Below are 17,258 nucleotides of genomic sequence, written 5' to 3'. Positions count from 1 at the left end.
ATTAGTTAAATTTATATTATAATAAATTTGACGTAAAAATATTGGAATTTTTATATAAAAAACGTTAATTCTTGATTTAAATCATATTTATATAAGTCTAACTACTATAGAATATAACGTATTCTTATAAATAGGAGTCTTTTTCTCCTATTTATTAAGCAATAATTTTTATAGAAGGAGGGTACCTAATGCAGGTTGAAGTATCTAGAAGAAAATTTCTTCAGGGTAGTGTAACATTAAGTATTGCTGGAGCATCAGCAGTTAGTACTACAAATCTTTTCTCTGGTGAAGAAGCAAGTGAGCATAAACCATCACAGAGTGGCATACCAAGTACAATTACAACAAAGACAAGTACTAAGAAAGCGGAGGATGTACCTTATTTATGTGGTATATGTGTAAACAAGTGTGCAGGATTTGCTAGAGTTGAAGATGGTATTGTAACCAAATTAAATCCAAATCCATATTTCCCAAAATCAAGGAATATGCTTTGTGCAAGAGGAAATGCCGGGATTCAAACTATGTATGATCCAGACCGTCTAAAGTATCCAATGGTAAGAATTGGTGAAAGAGGTGACGGAAAATATAAAAGAGTTACCTGGGAAGAGGCGTATGATGCTATTTTAAATGGAACAGATAAATTTAAAGGTATTAAGCAGATTCTTGATGAAGAGAAAGACAACCGTGCAACTATTGGTTACTGTAACGGGGAAGGTCTTTCAAAAGAAGGTTTTGAAGTTTTAGTAGGTGATAAAATCGGTTCTCCAAACTATGTGGATGAGATCAGTATCTGCCTTGAGACTGTACTTGGTGGATATGTCAATACTATTGGAACGTATGGTGAAGCAGACTTAAATAATGCAGATTATCTTATTATTGCAGGTGCAAACAGAGCAGAAGCAATTATTACACCAGACACTATGGATCTATTTAAAAGAAGTAAAGGTAGAGGATTAAAAACTATTGTACTAGACCCAAGATTTACCAATACGGCAGCAAAAGCTGACAGATGGTACGCAGTAAATCCTGGAACTGACTTGGCTTTTGTTCTTGCATTAACGTATGTAGTGCTAACAGAAGAGTTGTATGATAAAGATTTTGCCGCCAAACATATGGAGGGTTTTGAGGATTATAAACAACATATACTATCTCACAACTATACTCCGGAATGGGCTGCAAAACTTACTAATATTTCTGCAAAAGAGATTGTTAAAACAGCTAGAGAATTCATGGCAGCAAGATCTCCTATCTACTATCAGGGTAGAAGAAGTGTTTTTTCTAAAAATGACTTTCAATTAAGACGTGCTATGGCAATTTTCCAAGGATTAAGTGGAAATCTTGATAAAAAAGGTGGGATTATTTACGGACAAAAACTTGCATTACCTAAAGAAGATATTAATGCACCGTTGTATGCTCAGGTCCAATCCCGATTTGACAAAGAAGGTATTGCTATTCCTGCTTCGAAAACGGGTTCATGGATCGTCTTTAGAAATATGGTACTTGAAGGAAAAGCACCATATCCTGTAAGAGCAATGTTTATGAGAAAACATAATCCTATGAGTGGTGTACCAAATACGAAAAAAACTGAAGCATTTCTTAGAAAAATGGATCTAAATGTAATGATTGACATCCTCCCAAGTGACACAACTATGTTTGCTGATGTAGTTTTGCCGGAAGCTTCTTATCTTGAAAGAACTTCTCCTGTAGCAAGTTATGGTGGTTTAGAACCGGCTATTGTCCAGAGAAAAGCAGCTGTTAAACCTCTATTTGAAACAAAAGTACCTGAAGAAATCTATAGAGAATTAGCAGAAAAACTCTCTAAACCACTTTGGGAAATTACTCAAAAATATGATGAAGATGTTCAGGATGATACTAAAGGTATGAGTACTGAAGAGATTGAAAAATACTATAAAGAGAATGGATTTGACCTTGCTGAACCTTGGGAAAAACCGGTACATGAGCAAAATGAAGAAAAAATTGTAAAAGCATTTGGTAAAGAAGCTTGGGAAACATTGGAAGAAAAAGGTGTGTTTTATCCAAATATGGATAAATATCATCAACAACTTAATCCGAATGAATTTCAATATTATCCTGAGAGTAAGAAAAACTATAGTGTGAAAGGCGATAGTCTTAAAGTAGTAGTTAACTTTAAGAACCTGGCTAAAAAAGGTGTTGATCCTATGCCAACATGGCATGATGATATGGCATTTTCTGTGCCAGAAGGTAAGTTTAGACTGGTAACTGGTCGCCACGCACAATTTACACAGAGTGGGACAACCAATAATATGATGCTTAGAGATCTTATCCCTACCAACTATATTTGGATCAATAATCAAAAATGTGAAGAGATGAGCATTGAATTTGGTGATAAAGTGGAAGTGAAAAGTAGTATAGGAAAAGTAACAATTATGGCATATCCTACCAATAAAATTGCTCCAAACCAAATTTTTATGCTTCATGGTTTTGGTGGAAGTAGTGAAGAGATGGAAATGGCTTACGGAAATGGTGCAAATGATGCATTGCTGATTGAAGACAAGATTGAGCCAGTATATGGTGCTGCTGTTATGCATGAAACTAATGTAGAAATAAGGAAGGTATAATCATGGCTAGATATGGAATGGCGTTAGATTATAAAAACTGTATTAACTGTAAAGCATGTGAAGTTGCATGTAAAGAGGAGAATGGTGTAGAGCTTGGAGCAGAAAAACATCGTATTTGGGTCGGAGGAAACGATCCAAAAGGTGAATGGCCCCTTTTAGATATTGCTTCAGCAGCATTTTTGCCAAGTCAGTGTCAGCAATGTGAGGATGCTCCCTGTCAGGAAGTATGTCCAACACATGCAACCTATTATGATGAAAATCATGTGGTAAGAGTCGATAGTGAGAAATGTATTTTGTGTTCATACTGTATGAATGCCTGTCCTTATGATGCACGATATGTGGATGACAGAACGATGACAGTAGATAAATGTACTTTTTGTTCTGATACAAGATTGGCTCGTGGTGAAACAACGACAGCCTGTCAAAATACCTGTCCGACAAAAGTAAGAACATTTGGTGATCTAGATGATCCAAACAGCGAGATTAGCGAGTTGCTTAGAACAAGAGAACACTTTAGTTTAAAAGCTCACCTTGGTACTAATCCAAAATTATTTTACCTAACATAAGGAGTAGAGAATGAAAATAGGTCCATTAAATATTCCACTAAAAGAAGATTTTTCATTAAAATCAATTTTGGGATTTGAAAAAACTCCTCTAAATATGTTAATTGCTGTAGCAACATTGGCAATGTTGGCAATGTTTGTTATCGGTGTAGCCAATTATTTGGTACATGGGCATGAAGCTTATGGTGTTACAAGACAACATCCATGGGGACTCTTGATTGCTGTATATATTTTCTTTGTTGTAAGCTCAACGGGATTTTGTATTGTTGGCTCATTGGGAGATGTATTCGGCTTTAAAGACTTTACAATGATTTCTAAAAGAGCAATTTTTGGTTCGATTGTTACAATTTTGGCAGGGTTTGCTGTAATCGCATTTGAAATTGGTCACCCAGTTAGAATGATGATTTACAATGTAATAAGCCCAGGCTTGACATCAGCTATCTGGTGGATGGGTACACTGTATGGTCTTTACCTGACATTTATGATCATTGAGTTTTATTTCCTGCTTAATAACGATATGAAAAAAGCTAAAATCTTTGGTCTGACAGGCCTTCTTGTAGGTCTTGCCGCACACTCTAACCTTGGTGGTGTTTTTGGTTTTTTGAATGCTAGAACCATCTCTAATGGAGTGTATTATCCAACATACTTTATTCTAACAGCATTCATTACAGGAATTTATTTGTCTTTCATTGTTATGGGATTCAGATATAAACTTAACTTTTCAGATGAAAAGGTTAAAAAACTTTTGGAAGGTCTTGCAAAGATTCAGGGATTGCTTATTTCCATTTTGATTTTCTTTATGACATGGAAACTGCTTACTGATGTGTACGGCGGTATGCCAACACGTGCAGACGTTGCACATCATATGCTTCATACGGGAGCATTTTGGACAGAAGTGATTTGTGCAATGCTGATCCCGTTGGCTGTTATTTTGAAAGATTTTGGCAAGAGTCCTGTTTTAATGTTTTGGGCATCACTGATTGGTATGGTCGGTATTTTCTTTATGCGCTACAACCTTGTACATGATACACAGGTCAAACCACTTCAAATGATGAAAATAACAGAGTATCAGCTTCCACCTGAGTGGATTGAATACTTTCCAAGTGCTACAGAAATTATGATTGCCCTTGGTGGTCTTGGTCTTTGTATCCTTCTTTACTATGTAGGAACAAGAGCCTTTAATCTTGATGAGGAAGAGGGTCACTAAGAACCACTTTTCCATTTTCCAACAAACAGTAACATGTTTGTTGGAAATCTCCACATTAGACTTCTTTTTTTATGAGCATTTCAAACTTTTTGCTATAATGTTTTCATGAAAAAAATAGAAGTTTCCAGAAGAAAATTTTTACAGGGCAGTGTCTCTTTATGCGTCTATGCAAGCTCTGCTATGGCAATGCCGTTAGCTACTACCAAAACATCTAAAAAAAATGCAGAAGATGTACCCTACCTGTGCAATATGTGCCGAAATAAATGTGCCGGATTTGCTCGCGTCGAAGAGAATATTATTACCAAACTAAACCCCAACCACTATTTTCCAAAAAGCCGTAATATGCTATGCCCCAAAGGGAACGCCGCTATACAGGCAGTGTATGATAAAGACAGACTCAAATATCCGCTTATAAGAATGGGGAAAAGAGGGGATGGACGGTACAGGCGTGTCACATGGGATGAAGCTTACGAATATATCAAAGATAAACTTGTCAAGATTATAGATGAAGAAAAAGATAACCGTTCTACCGTAGCTTACTGTAACGGTGAAGGATTTAATAAAGATGAATATATTAAATTTTTCGGCTCGAAACTGGGGAGTGCCAACTTTTTGGATGAAGGAAGCATCTGCCTCAATACCAAGCTAGGAGCAACGCAACTTACTATTGGTGATGTGGGAGAGATGGATGTTGCCGGTAGTGATTATATGATTATCAGCGGTGCGAATAGATACGAATCACTCATTACTCCGGACAGTGTAGATATGCTTCATGCAAAACAAAAACTGGTTGTTCTTGATCCGAGATGTACGATGACTGCCATAAAAGCAGATGAATACCTTCCTGTCAATCCGGGAACCGATCTGGCTTTTTGTCTGAGTATGATATATATCGCTATTAAAGATGAATTGTATGACAAAGCCTATGTTAAAACATATTTCAAAGATTTTGACAAACTCAAAAAACATATTCTTTCTAAAAAATACACTGCAAAATGGGCTGAATCAAAAACACATATTCCTGCAGAAAGAATTAAGCGTATTACCAAAGAATTCTTTGCCGCTTCCCATCCACTTTACTATTTGGGAAGAAGAAGTGTTTGGAGCCAAAATGATTTCCAGTTTAGGCGGGCAATGGTACTTATTAATGCTTTGGCAGGCAGTATTAACCGTAAGGGTGGGATCATCTTTGGTAAACCCTTTCATCTTCACGAAGAAGAGATCAATGAACCACTCTATAGTAACACAGTAGACAGATTTGATTTGGATGGTATTGTATATGGTTCCCAAAAAGGAGGCAGCTGGTTAAATTTCAGAGAAAAAATTGTTACCAATACTTCCCCCTATCCTGTGAAAGCTATGTTTATTCGCAAACATAATCTTATGCAAAATATGCCGAATATTGAAAAGACAAAAAAAATGCTCAATATGATGGATCTGGTAGTTGTACTAGATACCATGCCAAGTGACACAGCTGTTATGGCAGATGTCATTTTACCAGAGTGTACCTTTTTGGAACGAGAAGATATGGTGGTGAGTTTCAACCGTCTTGAACCTTCACTGGCTTTACGTAATCAGGCCATAAAACCGATGTACGAAAGTAAAAGTATGCAGGATATCCTGAAAGGCTTAGGAAAGAAACTTTCTGTACCACTTTTCAAAGTAAGTGCAAAACATGATGCAGACCTGCAGGAGAGTATAAAAAATTATGGTAAGGAAAAAGCTTTTACAGAAGGCGGCTATAATATGACTGAACTCTATAAGTATGATATTACAACGCGGAATAAAAAATTAATTACAGCACAATTTGGGAAAAAAGTGTATGATTCATTGAAAAAACGAGGTGTCTGGCATCCTTACATTGATACACAAAAAGAGATTTTTAATAACTATTATGAATACTATCCAAAAGAGAAACGACACTATACTGTTGAGAGAAACTATAAAGTTCATTGTTATCTAAAAAAGTTGGAAAAACATGGATTTGATCCTATACCAGCCTGGAATGATCATTATGATTTCAAAGTTCCCAAAGAGGCATTTAGGGTGATCACGGGACGATATGTTACCACAACACAAAGTGCAACAGCCAATAATGAGATGCTAAAAGATTTTCAGGAAGAGAACTATCTTTGGATCAATAATGATGTTGCGGATAGTCTAGGTATTAAACTCGGCGACAGTGTGGCTGTCATGAGCAGTGTTTCGAGTATTGTGATTAAAGCCTATCCTACCAATAAAATAGCACCACAGGTTCTTTGGCTCTCTCATGGTTTTGGCATACACGCCAGAGAAATGACCCATGCTTTCGGCAAGGGAGCAAGTGACAATATGATACTTGAAGATAAATTTGAAAAAATATACGGTTGTGCAACAATGCATGAAACAAATGTGACGATAAGGAAACTTTGATGGCAAATTACGGAATGGCTTTTGATTATAAGCTCTGCATTAACTGTCACGCGTGTGAAGTGGCTTGTAAAGAGGAGAATGGTATAGATCTAGGGGCTAAAAATCACAGACTCTGGATTCAGGAAGATGCCTTGGTTAAAGGGGATTTTTGGGATTTAGATAGAAGTGAAATCTCTTTTATGCAGATGCAATGTCAAGAATGTCAGGATGCTCCTTGTTTGAAAGCATGTCCAAATGGTGCGATCTATGTGGATGAAAACGGGATTGTACGATTACATCAGGATAAATGTGACCTTACCCGAGCCTGCATGGAGGCATGTCCTTACGATGCGCGGTATGTGGATGAGAAAAACCATGTAACAGACAAATGTATCTTTTGTGCTGACACCCGACTGGCACGAGGGGAAACTACTACTGCCTGTCAAATCACCTGTCCTGCCAAATTACGCTATTTTGGTGATCTGGATGATGAAAACAGTGAAATTAGCAAAGTGCTAAAAGAGAGGGAACATTTTACCCTCAAGCCTGAAGCAGGAACAAAACCGAAACTTTTTTATTTGAAATAGTTAACCCCAGAATATGCATTAAAAAATAGTAGGTTGGATGGTTTCGTTATTGACTCCACCCTCTTCATTGACTTCAAGCAGTTTTTTCCAAAGTTTATTGGCCATATCCTGGTAGCGTTTGGATGTTTCACACTTTGGAGCTAAAACCATAATAGGCAGACCGCTGTCTCCTCCCTCTCTTATGGCAGGTTCTATGGGTACTTCTCCCAAGACTTCTGTCTGGTAGGCATCTGCAAGAGGCTGCGTGGTTCCTTTGCCGAAAATATCGTATTCTTTACCGCTGTCAGGGCAAATGAATCCACTCATGTTCTCTACGATACCGGCAATAGGAATATGTAGCTGTGTAAACATATCCATACTGCGAATGGTATCGTCCAGTGCTACTTTCTGAGGGGTAGTGACACAGACACCGGACGTAACAGGAAGGCTTTGTGCCAATGCAAGCTGGGCATCCCCCGTACCGGGAGGCATATCAAAAAGCAGTACATCCAGACTACCCCATTTGATATCTTCAAGCATTTGCTCTATCGCCTGTGTGACCATGGCTCCTTTCCAGATGAGTGAGGCACCTCTTTCTACTAAGGAACCAATGGACATTACTTTAACATTGTGTGCCAAAATCGGTTTGATTGTTTTTCCAAGAAAAACAGGCTGTTCACCCTCTATCCCCATCATTCTGGGAATATTTGGTCCATAAATATCGGCATCCAGAAGTCCTACACGTTTGCCCTGCTGTGCAAGTGCAATAGCAAGGTTGACTGTAGTTGTTGATTTTCCTACGCCACCCTTTCCAGAGCTTACCATGACAAAATTTTGAATATTTGGCAGTACATTTTTGCCGTTAGAACTGGTTTCTCTTGGCATTTTTGGTTTTGTAATGGAAAGTTCTATCCTAATGTCCCCTAAAAACGAGAGCCGTTTGCTGATTTCTTCACGAAGTTGGGTCTCTATTTCCGGCGCAGCAGAAGGGATGTCCAAAAGGATGGAAACCACGCTGTTTTGTACAGTGATCTCCTGTATAAAACCAAAATCAACAATATTTTTTTTAAATCCGGGGTAAATAACCTGAGTAAGTTTTTCCTGAATTTGTTCTTTATTTACCATAAGTGATAGCCTTTCATATTATAGTCCTGTAAAAGATTGTTTATAAAAGAGGGCGTATAGGTGATCATCTATACGCCCTTTGGAAATTAGATAGGTAATACTCTGATGTTCTCATCAATTTTTTCTTTGAGAATGTTTTCGATAGCAAAAAGTGTACCAGTACTTGAGCTGGCACAGCCGTTACAGGCACCTAAATATCTTATATATATATCGATATGCTGTCCATTTTCTTTAATGTCTAAAATCTCCATATCTCCACCGTCCATAATAAGCATTTGACGGATATTTTCATCGATCACTTTGTCTACAGTCTTGAGTTTCTGAACAACGGTCATTTGAGCAAAATCCAAATTTTCTCCTGAAGCAGAGGCATCTGCCGCCGTTGCTATTTTCTCTTTTTCATACTCTTCAAGAAGATCGACTAGATAGATATCTTTCTCTTCATGTCCTCCAGGGCGGATACATGATTTACAAAAAGCACCGGCTTTGGTGTAGTCAGTGATCTGTTCAACCGTTGTAAGGTCATTCAGACGGATTACCTCTCTCAGTGTAGAGAGAGAAACACGGGCACATTCACAGACAATGATCTCCTCTTCAAAGCTTTCCATATCCACACCTTTGTATTGTGCTGCTGCTTTTTTGATGACATCATATGCCATCACTGAACAGTGCATTTTCTGTGGCGGCACAGCAGGGGTGTCCGGTGTATCACGCATCGCTTTTTCTACATCGATGTTGGTGATCTTTACTGCTTCATCGACAGTTTTGCCTTTACAAAGCTCTGCCATAGTGTCTGAACTTGCGATAGCGGTACCGCATCCAAAGCTTTTAAATTTAGACTCTAAAATTTTATCGGTTTTAGGATCAACTGCCCAGTAGAGTCTTACGGCATCTCCACAACTCTCCGCACCAAAATCAGCGACAATGAGTGTGGCGCCCATCTCTTTGGCCTGTTCTTCCGTAATCTCACCCATATTTTGCGGGTTATTCATCAAATCGGTTACTTTTTGGCTGTACTCATCCCAGATGGTACCGCCTATTAAACTATCCATTCCCATAACTTTCCTTTGTGTTGTATATTTCTAGCATATGTATGTGGGGGTTGCCCTTATTAATGGTGAGCGTCTAATCCACTTTCATGACCTTCTGGAGCATAGGCATAAGAACTGGAGATACCTCTAAGTCTTATAACCGCAGCTTTTACTACTTTCAATGTGTACTCCAATTCTTCCTCTGTGGTATATCGGCTGAGTGAAAAACGTATGGCTGTGTGTGCCAGGTCTTCCGCTGCACCGATGGCTTCCATGACAGAGTTTGCTTCCAGTTCCTCGCTGGCACAGGCAGATCCTGTACTCGCAGCGATTCCTGCACGATTAAGATCCCATAGCATAGATTCGCCCTCGATCCCTCTAAATGAGATCAAAATGGTATTGGGGGTTCTTTTTTCTCTAGGTGTAACTACAAAAGTATCTTCTATTTTGAGTAGCTCATCTTCAAAAGCATCTCTGATCTCTCTGATCTCTGTCATCTCATAATCGAGTGCATCTACGGCAGCCTCCATGGCTTTTCCCATGCCTACAATACCAGCAACATTGAGTGTACCAGAACGGTATCCACCCATTTGTGAACCACCATGAAGCAAAGGAGTAAGCTCTTTACCTTTTTTGATGTAAAGAGCACCTACCCCTTTGGGTCCATGGAATTTATGGGCAGAGAATGTAAGATAGTCGACATTAAATTGTTGTACATCTACAGGGATCTTTCCAATAGCCTGTACAGCATCGGTATGAAAAAGGACATTATGCTCTGCACAGATCGCTCCTATCTCCTCGACAGGGAAGATGGCACCGGTCTCATTGTTTGCCCACATCACGGAAACCAAAGCAGTTTTTTCTGTCATATTGTCTCTTACGGTTTCTGCCTCAACGATCCCTTCACTGTTAATAGGAAGGTAGGTGACCCTGCATCCCAAACTTTCTATGAATTTTGCAGTGGCTATGACCGAAGGATGCTCTACTTCAGAGACCATAATATGGTTTTTTCTACCTGTAAGAATATACTGAAAGTAAATACTTTTAAGTACCCAGTTGTTGCTCTCTGTAGCACATGATGTAATGACCACAGAGTCCTCTTTGGGTGCATGTATCCCTGCATAAATTTTTTCCATGGCAGTTTTCAGTCCGGGGTGTGTATCGCTGGCATAGGAGTGCAGGGAGTTCGGGTTACCGTATTTTTGTACAAAATAGGGTTCCATCTCTGCAAAAACCTGCGGGTCAACAATGGTGGTTGCATTATTGTCTAAATAGACGTTCATGTTTTTCCTTTGAGAACGAGTTTCATTTTTAATTAAGAGATATTTAGTCCTAATTAGTTTTCTGCATAATACGGAGTTTTTCTTAAACTAACATAAAAACAGATTTATAAAGAGGAGAATTATACTCCTAGTTAGATTATGTTCACTTGATTTGTGCCAAGCTCTGACTGTGCTATAATAGTAAAGTATATATATTTAAATAAAAGGATACACTATGGCAAAAACAATAAAAGAACATGGAATAAGTATTGCTATCAAAAGAACGAAAAAAAAAGTGTTTGTAGAACTCTCTATGCTCGGGAAGTTGACACATGAGGATTATAAGACTTTTGTTCCGATGATCGATAAAGCTCTGAAAGAAGCAAAAGGACTGGAAGTTGATCTCTTGGTAGATATGAGAGATTTTACAGGCTGGGAACTTTTGGCAGGCTGGGATGATATGAAATTTGGACTTAAGCATCGTAATGCGTTTGATAAAATGGCTATTGTCGGTAATAAAAAATGGGAAGAGCTTTCTGTAAAAATGATGAGTCACCTGATGAAAGGGAAATCAAAATTCTTTAAAGAGAGAGAAAAAGCCCTCTCCTGGTTGCTGAAACAATAGTTTAGAAATTGGAAGGAGTAGGGGTATTGATGAGGTTGTAGAACTCACTTCTGGTACGCTCATCACTTTTAAAGAGTCCGCGAAGGGCAGAACTGACCGTCGTAGAGTTGATCTTCTGTACTCCTCTCATTTCCATACACATATGGCGGGCATGTACTACTACGGCAACCCCTTTAGGTCTGATGGTTCCTAAAATAGCATCGGCTATCTGTTCGGTCATCTGCTCTTGTATCTGCAGGCGTCTGGCATAGACATTGACAATACGAGGAATTTTAGAAAGTCCTACGACTTTACCATCTGGGATGTACGCCACATGTACACGCCCGATGATGGGCAGCATATGGTGTTCACACATTGAGTAAAATTCTATGTCACGTACCAAGACCATCTCATCGTTAGAGGTGGTAAAAAGTGCCTGATTGAGTATCTCTTCAGGGTCTTGGTCATACCCCTCTGTAAGAAACTGTAGTGCTTTGGCTACACGGCTTGGTGTTTTAATGAGTCCTTCGCGCTTAGGATCCTCCCCTAGAAGTTCCAGTATTTTTGTGACAGCTTGTTTAAATTCTTCTTTTTTGTTCATCATCAATTCCAATATTAATATGTCTGTATTGTATCTAAATACAATTTAACTATTTTATCATCCACTTTTGAGATAGCCAGCTTTTGTATCTGTGCTATAGTAAAATAGTGTTCTTCTTTCTTGTTAGGCGCATTATAGACGTAGACTTTACACTTTAGTTTAAAATGTGTATAGGCATGGGATACATCACCAATGTACTCTGAAGCACACAGGGGTACATCAAGAGAAGGAAATCCCCAGAGCCCATGGAGAAATTTGCCGCTTCTCTGCGTGAGGGAGAGTTTGTCATTATAAACTGAAATCATAATATTCTGTTCACGTGTAGATACCACATGCTTTTTCTTCCTAGGGTAGAGCGTAGGCTCATCTTTTCCTTGACAAATATCACATAGAGGACAAACTTTGCACCGTGGATCTTTTGGCGTACAAAGGATAGCGCCTAAGTCCATCATAGCCTGATTGTACTCAAAAGGATTTTCTTTATCTACTAAATTATAGGCTATTTCCCAAAGTGTTTTGTCTGTAGGTGTTTTAAGTTTATTCAGACGACAGAGGATACGCTTCACATTGGCTTCCATAATGGGTACAGGTTTTTTGAATGCAAATGTTGCGACTGCATGGGCAGTATTTTTTCCTATACCAGGGAGCTTGATCAATGCGTCTATATCCGAAGGTAATTCATTTACCGCTCCCGCAGTTTTATGTAAGTTTTTAGCGCGATTATAGTATCCCAGACCTTCCCACATTTTTAATACATCATCCAGTGGTGCATTCCCTAATTTTTTTAGGGTAGGAAACTTTTTTAAAAAAGGAAAATAATAACGTTCAAGGACTGTCTTGACTTGTGTCTGCTGAAGCATAACTTCACTCAGATAAATGTGATAGGGATCATTAGTCGTACGCCATGGAAGATCAACTCTTCCGTGATCTTTATACCATTTTTGGATAAGTTGATGGGTTTGTTTCATAGGCGGATTATATCCATATTTTTACTTAATATTCGTTTCTTATTAAATTTTAGATAAAATCACGGAATTATAAACATACAAAGGATTGTAGTGAAAGTTACAGTAAAGAAAATTGATGATGCCAATATATTGGTAAGTGGGGCTGTTGAGAACAGTGTAATTGAAGCAAATATTGATAGATTGGCACGTGAAGCCGGGAAACAGATGAAAGTAGACGGGTTCAGGCAGGGTAAAGTACCTCCACATATTGTCAAGAAACTTCATGGCGACAAACTGAGACAGGATGCAGAGTCTGAAGCACTTAAAGCACTTATGGATATGGGAATTGCTGAAGCAGGAATCAATGCTGCAGACATCATTGGTGAGCCTATCTTTAAGAAGTATGATAAAAAAGAGGATAAGATCGAAGTAGAACTTGAACTCTCTTTAAGACCGGATGTGAAGGCAGAAGGGTATGAGAAGGCAGTTCCAACATTTAAAAAACCGACAGCTACAGCAAAAGAAGTGGATGAAAAGCTTAAAGAAATTGCTTCACAAAATGCACCATTTGAGAAGATAAAAAGAAAAAGAGCAGTAAAAGATGGTGATATGACACTGATTGATTTTGAAGGTTTTGTGGACGGTGTAGCATTTGATGGTGGGAAAGCCGAAAAATTCAACCTTAAGATCGGTTCGGGACAGTTCATCCCTGGGTTTGAAGAGCAGATCATCGGTATGAAATATGATGAGCAAAAAGATGTAGTCGTCACATTCCCCAAAGAGTATCAGTCAGCGGATCTTGCAGGGAAAGAGGCAACATTCAAAGTAACACTTCATGAGATCCAGGAGCAAAAAGAGGCTGAGCTTGATGATGCATTGGCACAAAAACTTCTTTCTGATGAAAAGGCAACACTTGATACACTTAAAGAGAAGCTCAAAGAGCAGATCGTTTCAGAGAAGACTTCAAAAGTCTATAATGAAAAGTTAAAACCCGAACTGATTGAAGCTTTGGTAAAACATTTTGACTTTGCATTGCCACATAATATTGTTGAACAGGAGATCGATGCAAAGATCAATGCCAAAGCAAGAGAGATGAAAGAAGAAGAACTTAAGGTATATCAAGAGAATCCTGAAAAGGTAGAAGCACTTCGTGATGAGGTAAGAGAAGAGGCGGAGAATTCAGTTAAAGCAACCTTTATCGTAGATGCATTGGCGAAAAAAGAAGCAATCAATGTGGATGATCAGGAAGTCTCTCAGGCAATCTACTATGAAGCAATGATGAGTGGACAAGATCCGCAGCAGGTGATCAAGTATTATCAAGAGAACAATCTTCTCCCAGCAGTAAAAATGGGAATGATAGAAGATAAACTTTTCGGTAAACTTTTAGGGCTTGACAGTTAGATAGCAAAGCGTGAATAACAGGTAGCAGGTATTGCCGCTTGTTAACTATTTTAATGTATATTTGGGTTGATTTTGACAATCTATTTAACTATAGAACACTTTGTGAATACTTAGGTTATTCAGAGGGTTCTATATACTAACAAAGGCAGATTATGAGTTATATTCCATATGTTGTAGAGCAGACAGGCAGAGGTGAAAGATCTTACGATATCTATTCACGTCTTTTGAAAGACCGTATCATTATGCTGAGTGGAGAGGTGAATGACCAGGTAGCTTCATCCATTGTGGCACAGATGCTGTTCCTTGAGGCACAGGATCCCGATAAAGATATTTATTTCTATATCAATTCACCGGGTGGAGTGATCACTTCTGGACTTTCTATGTTCGATACAATGAATTACATTAAGCCTGATATTGTAACAATCTGCATCGGGCAGGCAGCCTCTATGGGTGCATTTTTGTTAGCTTCAGGTACAAAAGGAAAGCGCTATGCCCTGCCTCATGCCCGTATTATGATCCATCAGCCTTCAGGTGGAGCACAGGGACAGTCAACTGACATCCAGATACAGGCTCAGGAGATACAAAGACTCAAAGATACACTCAATGAGATCTTGGCGGAGAAGACTGGGAAAAAGCCAAAGCAGATAGAGAAAGATACAGAGCGTGATAACTTTATGTCTTCCAAGGAAGCTGTTGAATATGGTCTTATTGATAAAGTATTAACGAAAAGTTTTTCATAAATAGGATAGAAAAGAATGCTTAGAGAAATTGTTGTCTATCCTGACAGAAGACTGAAACTTATTTCAAAAGAGGTAGTATCTTTTGACGGTGCATTGCATGATCTGCTGGATGACATGTACGATACAATGATCGCCAAGAACGGTGTAGGACTTGCTGCGATTCAGGTAGGAGTAGATTTGAGAGCCTTGATCATCAATATTCCGCTTGAAGAGAAAGAGGGCAATGAGAGTCAACCCAAGGAGAATACGCTTGAAATGATTAATCCTGTGATCATTGAGGCAGATGGAAAAGAGAAGTTTCAGGAAGGTTGTCTCTCTATACCGGGGTTTTATGAAGATATAGAGCGTGCCAAGCATGTGAGAGTAGAATACTATGACAGAGATGGAAATAAAGAAACGATAGAAGATGATGATTTCCTAGCTATTGCAATGCAGCATGAGATAGATCATCTTGAAGGTAAAGTTTTTATAGAAAAACTCTCTTATATCAAACGGAAAAAATTTGAAAAAGAGTGGAAAAGAAAGCTTAAGGAGGGAGTTGTTTAAACTCCCTGAGCGATCATTGCATCTGCAACGCGTTTAAAGCCTAAGATATTGGCTCCTGAGATAAGATCCATGCCCAGATCATATTCATCACATGTCTTTTTAATATGTATGTAGATATTGGACATGATATTTTGCAGCTTCTTATCTACTTCCTCTGCAGAGAAGTAGTTAAGTGAATTATTTTGGCTCATCTCCAGTACACTGACTGCTACACCCCCTGCATTGGCCGCTTTAGCCGGCGCAAAGATAATATTATGTTTAACAAAAAGGTCAATGGCATCAGGCATTGTAGGCATATTGGCACCTTCTGCGATGATCTTTACATCATTATCTATAAGCGTTTGTGCACATTTCTTGCCTAACTCATTTTGTGTAGCACAGGGGAATGCTGCAAAACAGGGAACCTCCCAGACATAGTTGCTCCCCTCATCATAGTTCTCCCTCTTAATATAGGTAGCATTTTTTCTCTCTATAGCATAATATTCCAAAGATGCCCGTCTTTCAAGTTTGATCTTTTTAAGCAGTTCAAGATCAATCCCGTTACTGTCATGGATAGCTCCTCTGGAGTCAGAGCAGGTGACCGGAACAGCACCCATTTCATAAAGTTTTTCTATTGCATGTATGGCAACGTTCCCGCTGCCGCTGATTGTGCAGATCTTGCCTTTGAGTGTCTCATTTTGGTCTTCAAGCAGCTTTTGTGTAAAATAAATAAGCCCAAAACCTGTAGCAGAAGAACGCCCTTGGCTTCCTCCAAGAGAGAGAGGCTTAGAAGTAATAATGCTGCCATACGTGTTTGTCAGTATTTTATATTGTCCAAAAAGATAACCCACTTCACGTTCTCCCACACCGATATCTCCGCCCAATATATCGACATCGGAGCCTACAGAGTTATAAAAAGATGTCATAAAAGCTTGACAAAATTTCATGATCTCCTTGTCACTTTTGCCTTTAGGGTCAAAGTCAGAACCGCCCTTCGCTCCTCCTATATGCAGTCCGGTAATAGCATTTTTAAAGATCTGTTCAAAGGCGAGGAATTTTAGGATATCGGGATTTACAGAAGGGTGAAAGCGTACACCTCCTTTGTAGGGACCCAGAGCATTGTTAAATTGAATACGGTATCCGTTATTGACCTGGGTTTGATTGTTGTCATTGAGCCATTCTATTTTAAAACGTATCTCTCTGTTGGGATAAATAATACGCTGAAGAATATTGTGATCAAGATACTCAGGATGTTGTGCAATTAGTGGTTTAATGGAAATTAAAACTTCTTGAAGTGCCTGAAAAAAATTTTTGTCATCTTGACAGTTGGTAGATCTTGCCAATTTAATAGTTTGTTCAATGTGATCCATGTTTTCTCCTATGATCTATTATATAATTATTATATAAGATTTCTCTGTACGGATTCTGGAAAATATGACAATTTGACATATTTTTGAATCAAATAAAAAAACTGTGTCATGATTATAGTATGAATGCAAAAACAGATAGTGGTACACCACCAAAAGTGAAACAAAAAGTAAAACAAGAGATGACTGTAAACCGTTTGACCTGTGCGACACTCGAAGGGGTGAATGCAAAAGTCATAGAAGTAGAAGCTACTTTTACCAAAGGTCTGCCGGGTTTTACTGTTGTTGGACTGGCATCAAGTGATATACAGGAAGCAAAAGAACGTGTAAA

The 17,258-nt window shown here is 38.7% G+C and carries 15 protein-coding genes and 1 pseudogene; 10 read left to right on the top strand and 6 right to left on the bottom strand.

Annotation, left to right across the window (positions count from 1 at the left end):
• The first annotated feature begins 188 nt into the window (after positions 1-188).
• From MVE01_RS04205 to MVE01_RS04185, 5 genes are all read left to right on the top strand, one after another.
• Positions 189-2,597 (top strand): molybdopterin-dependent oxidoreductase, encoded by a 2,409-nt coding sequence (locus MVE01_RS04205; protein ID WP_472560920.1) that lies wholly within the window; start codon positions 189-191, stop codon positions 2,595-2,597.
• 2 nt (positions 2,598-2,599) lie between these two features.
• Positions 2,600-3,163 (top strand): 4Fe-4S dicluster domain-containing protein, encoded by a 564-nt coding sequence (locus tag MVE01_RS04200; protein ID WP_472560919.1) that lies wholly within the window; start codon positions 2,600-2,602, stop codon positions 3,161-3,163.
• A gap of 10 nt (positions 3,164-3,173) precedes the next feature.
• Complete coding sequence (gene nrfD, locus MVE01_RS04195; protein WP_472560918.1) at positions 3,174-4,367, top strand: NrfD/PsrC family molybdoenzyme membrane anchor subunit; 1,194 nt, start codon at positions 3,174-3,176, stop codon at positions 4,365-4,367.
• Between the two features lie 105 nt (positions 4,368-4,472).
• Positions 4,473-6,779: a molybdopterin-dependent oxidoreductase gene (locus MVE01_RS04190; RefSeq protein WP_472560917.1), complete on the top strand. Its 2,307-nt coding sequence runs from the start codon at positions 4,473-4,475 to the stop codon at positions 6,777-6,779.
• The gene (locus MVE01_RS04185; RefSeq protein ID WP_472560916.1) at positions 6,779-7,345 is read left to right on the top strand and encodes a 4Fe-4S dicluster domain-containing protein; all 567 of its coding nucleotides are present in this window, start codon (positions 6,779-6,781) and stop codon (positions 7,343-7,345) included. The genes MVE01_RS04190 and MVE01_RS04185 overlap by 1 nt, the downstream gene beginning before the upstream one ends.
• Positions 7,346-7,363: 18 nt before the next feature.
• Here the strand turns inward: MVE01_RS04185 and MVE01_RS04180 are convergent, their stop codons facing one another.
• The 3 genes from MVE01_RS04180 to MVE01_RS04170 form a co-directional block, all read right to left on the bottom strand.
• Positions 7,364-8,449, bottom strand: coding sequence for an Mrp/NBP35 family ATP-binding protein (locus MVE01_RS04180; RefSeq protein WP_472560915.1), 1,086 nt, complete (start codon positions 8,447-8,449; stop codon positions 7,364-7,366).
• Positions 8,450-8,535: 86 nt separating this feature from the next.
• Complete coding sequence (locus MVE01_RS04175; protein ID WP_472560914.1) at positions 8,536-9,507, bottom strand: iron-sulfur cluster assembly scaffold protein; 972 nt, start codon at positions 9,505-9,507, stop codon at positions 8,536-8,538.
• A gap of 53 nt (positions 9,508-9,560) precedes the next feature.
• Positions 9,561-10,763: a NifS family cysteine desulfurase gene (locus tag MVE01_RS04170; protein ID WP_472560913.1), complete on the bottom strand. Its 1,203-nt coding sequence runs from the start codon at positions 10,761-10,763 to the stop codon at positions 9,561-9,563.
• 214 nt (positions 10,764-10,977) lie between these two features.
• Between MVE01_RS04170 and MVE01_RS04165 the strand changes: the two genes are divergently transcribed.
• Positions 10,978-11,367 (top strand): SpoIIAA family protein, encoded by a 390-nt coding sequence (locus MVE01_RS04165; protein WP_472560912.1) that lies wholly within the window; start codon positions 10,978-10,980, stop codon positions 11,365-11,367.
• A gap of 1 nt (position 11,368) precedes the next feature.
• Here the strand turns inward: MVE01_RS04165 and folE are convergent, their stop codons facing one another.
• Together folE and MVE01_RS04155 are read right to left on the bottom strand one after the other, a co-directional pair.
• Entirely contained in the window at positions 11,369-11,947 is a 579-nt protein-coding gene (gene folE, locus MVE01_RS04160) for a GTP cyclohydrolase I FolE (RefSeq protein ID WP_472560911.1), read from the bottom strand.
• A gap of 14 nt (positions 11,948-11,961) precedes the next feature.
• A complete protein-coding gene (locus MVE01_RS04155) occupies positions 11,962-12,915 on the bottom strand; it encodes an A/G-specific adenine glycosylase (RefSeq protein ID WP_472560910.1) in 954 nt (317 codons plus the stop codon).
• 90 nt (positions 12,916-13,005) lie between these two features.
• Here MVE01_RS04155 and tig point away from each other — a divergent pair, with 90 nt between their 5' ends.
• The 3 genes from tig to def all read left to right on the top strand — a co-directional run bounded on the left by tig (position 13,006) and on the right by def (position 15,581).
• Positions 13,006-14,295: a trigger factor gene (tig, locus tag MVE01_RS04150; protein WP_472560909.1), complete on the top strand. Its 1,290-nt coding sequence runs from the start codon at positions 13,006-13,008 to the stop codon at positions 14,293-14,295.
• Positions 14,296-14,447: 152 nt separating this feature from the next.
• Complete coding sequence (clpP, locus tag MVE01_RS04145; RefSeq protein ID WP_472560908.1) at positions 14,448-15,035, top strand: ATP-dependent Clp endopeptidase proteolytic subunit ClpP; 588 nt, start codon at positions 14,448-14,450, stop codon at positions 15,033-15,035.
• A 15-nt stretch (positions 15,036-15,050) separates the two neighbouring features.
• Positions 15,051-15,581, top strand: a complete 531-nt coding sequence (def, locus tag MVE01_RS04140) for a peptide deformylase (protein WP_472560907.1) — start codon at positions 15,051-15,053, stop codon at positions 15,579-15,581.
• On the opposite strand, the gene gdhA is transcribed toward def, so the two are convergent.
• Positions 15,578-16,930, bottom strand: coding sequence for an NADP-specific glutamate dehydrogenase (gdhA, locus tag MVE01_RS04135; protein WP_472560906.1), 1,353 nt, complete (start codon positions 16,928-16,930; stop codon positions 15,578-15,580). The two genes, def and gdhA, sit on opposite strands and share 4 nt — an antisense overlap.
• 119 nt (positions 16,931-17,049) lie before the next feature.
• Between gdhA and MVE01_RS04130 the strand changes: the two are divergent.
• Positions 17,050-17,258, top strand: a pseudogene (locus tag MVE01_RS04130) (YifB family Mg chelatase-like AAA ATPase); the annotation flags it as partial.

Source organism: Sulfurovum sp. (genome assembly GCA_026990595.1).
GTDB lineage: Bacteria > Campylobacterota > Campylobacteria > Campylobacterales > Sulfurovaceae > Sulfurovum.
Note: the sequence above shows the minus strand (reverse complement) of the source record. Positions and strands in the feature narration are given on the sequence as shown.

Excerpts from the sequence above, each read along its gene's own strand:
- MVE01_RS04205 (WP_472560920.1), top strand. The coding sequence starts at position 189 with ATGCAGGTTGAAGTATCTAGAAGAAAATTTCTTCAGGGTAGTGTAACA.
- MVE01_RS04200 (WP_472560919.1), top strand. The coding sequence starts at position 2,600 with ATGGCTAGATATGGAATGGCGTTAGATTATAAAAACTGTATTAACTGT.
- nrfD (WP_472560918.1), top strand. The coding sequence starts at position 3,174 with ATGAAAATAGGTCCATTAAATATTCCACTAAAAGAAGATTTTTCATTA.
- MVE01_RS04190 (WP_472560917.1), top strand. The coding sequence starts at position 4,473 with ATGAAAAAAATAGAAGTTTCCAGAAGAAAATTTTTACAGGGCAGTGTC.
- MVE01_RS04185 (WP_472560916.1), top strand. The coding sequence starts at position 6,779 with ATGGCAAATTACGGAATGGCTTTTGATTATAAGCTCTGCATTAACTGT.
- MVE01_RS04180 (WP_472560915.1), bottom strand. The coding sequence starts at position 8,449 with ATGGTAAATAAAGAACAAATTCAGGAAAAACTTACTCAGGTTATTTAC.
- MVE01_RS04175 (WP_472560914.1), bottom strand. The coding sequence starts at position 9,507 with ATGGGAATGGATAGTTTAATAGGCGGTACCATCTGGGATGAGTACAGC.
- MVE01_RS04170 (WP_472560913.1), bottom strand. The coding sequence starts at position 10,763 with ATGAACGTCTATTTAGACAATAATGCAACCACCATTGTTGACCCGCAG.
- MVE01_RS04165 (WP_472560912.1), top strand. The coding sequence starts at position 10,978 with ATGGCAAAAACAATAAAAGAACATGGAATAAGTATTGCTATCAAAAGA.
- folE (WP_472560911.1), bottom strand. The coding sequence starts at position 11,947 with ATGAACAAAAAAGAAGAATTTAAACAAGCTGTCACAAAAATACTGGAA.
- MVE01_RS04155 (WP_472560910.1), bottom strand. The coding sequence starts at position 12,915 with ATGAAACAAACCCATCAACTTATCCAAAAATGGTATAAAGATCACGGA.
- clpP (WP_472560908.1), top strand. The coding sequence starts at position 14,448 with ATGAGTTATATTCCATATGTTGTAGAGCAGACAGGCAGAGGTGAAAGA.
- def (WP_472560907.1), top strand. The coding sequence starts at position 15,051 with ATGCTTAGAGAAATTGTTGTCTATCCTGACAGAAGACTGAAACTTATT.
- gdhA (WP_472560906.1), bottom strand. The coding sequence starts at position 16,930 with ATGGATCACATTGAACAAACTATTAAATTGGCAAGATCTACCAACTGT.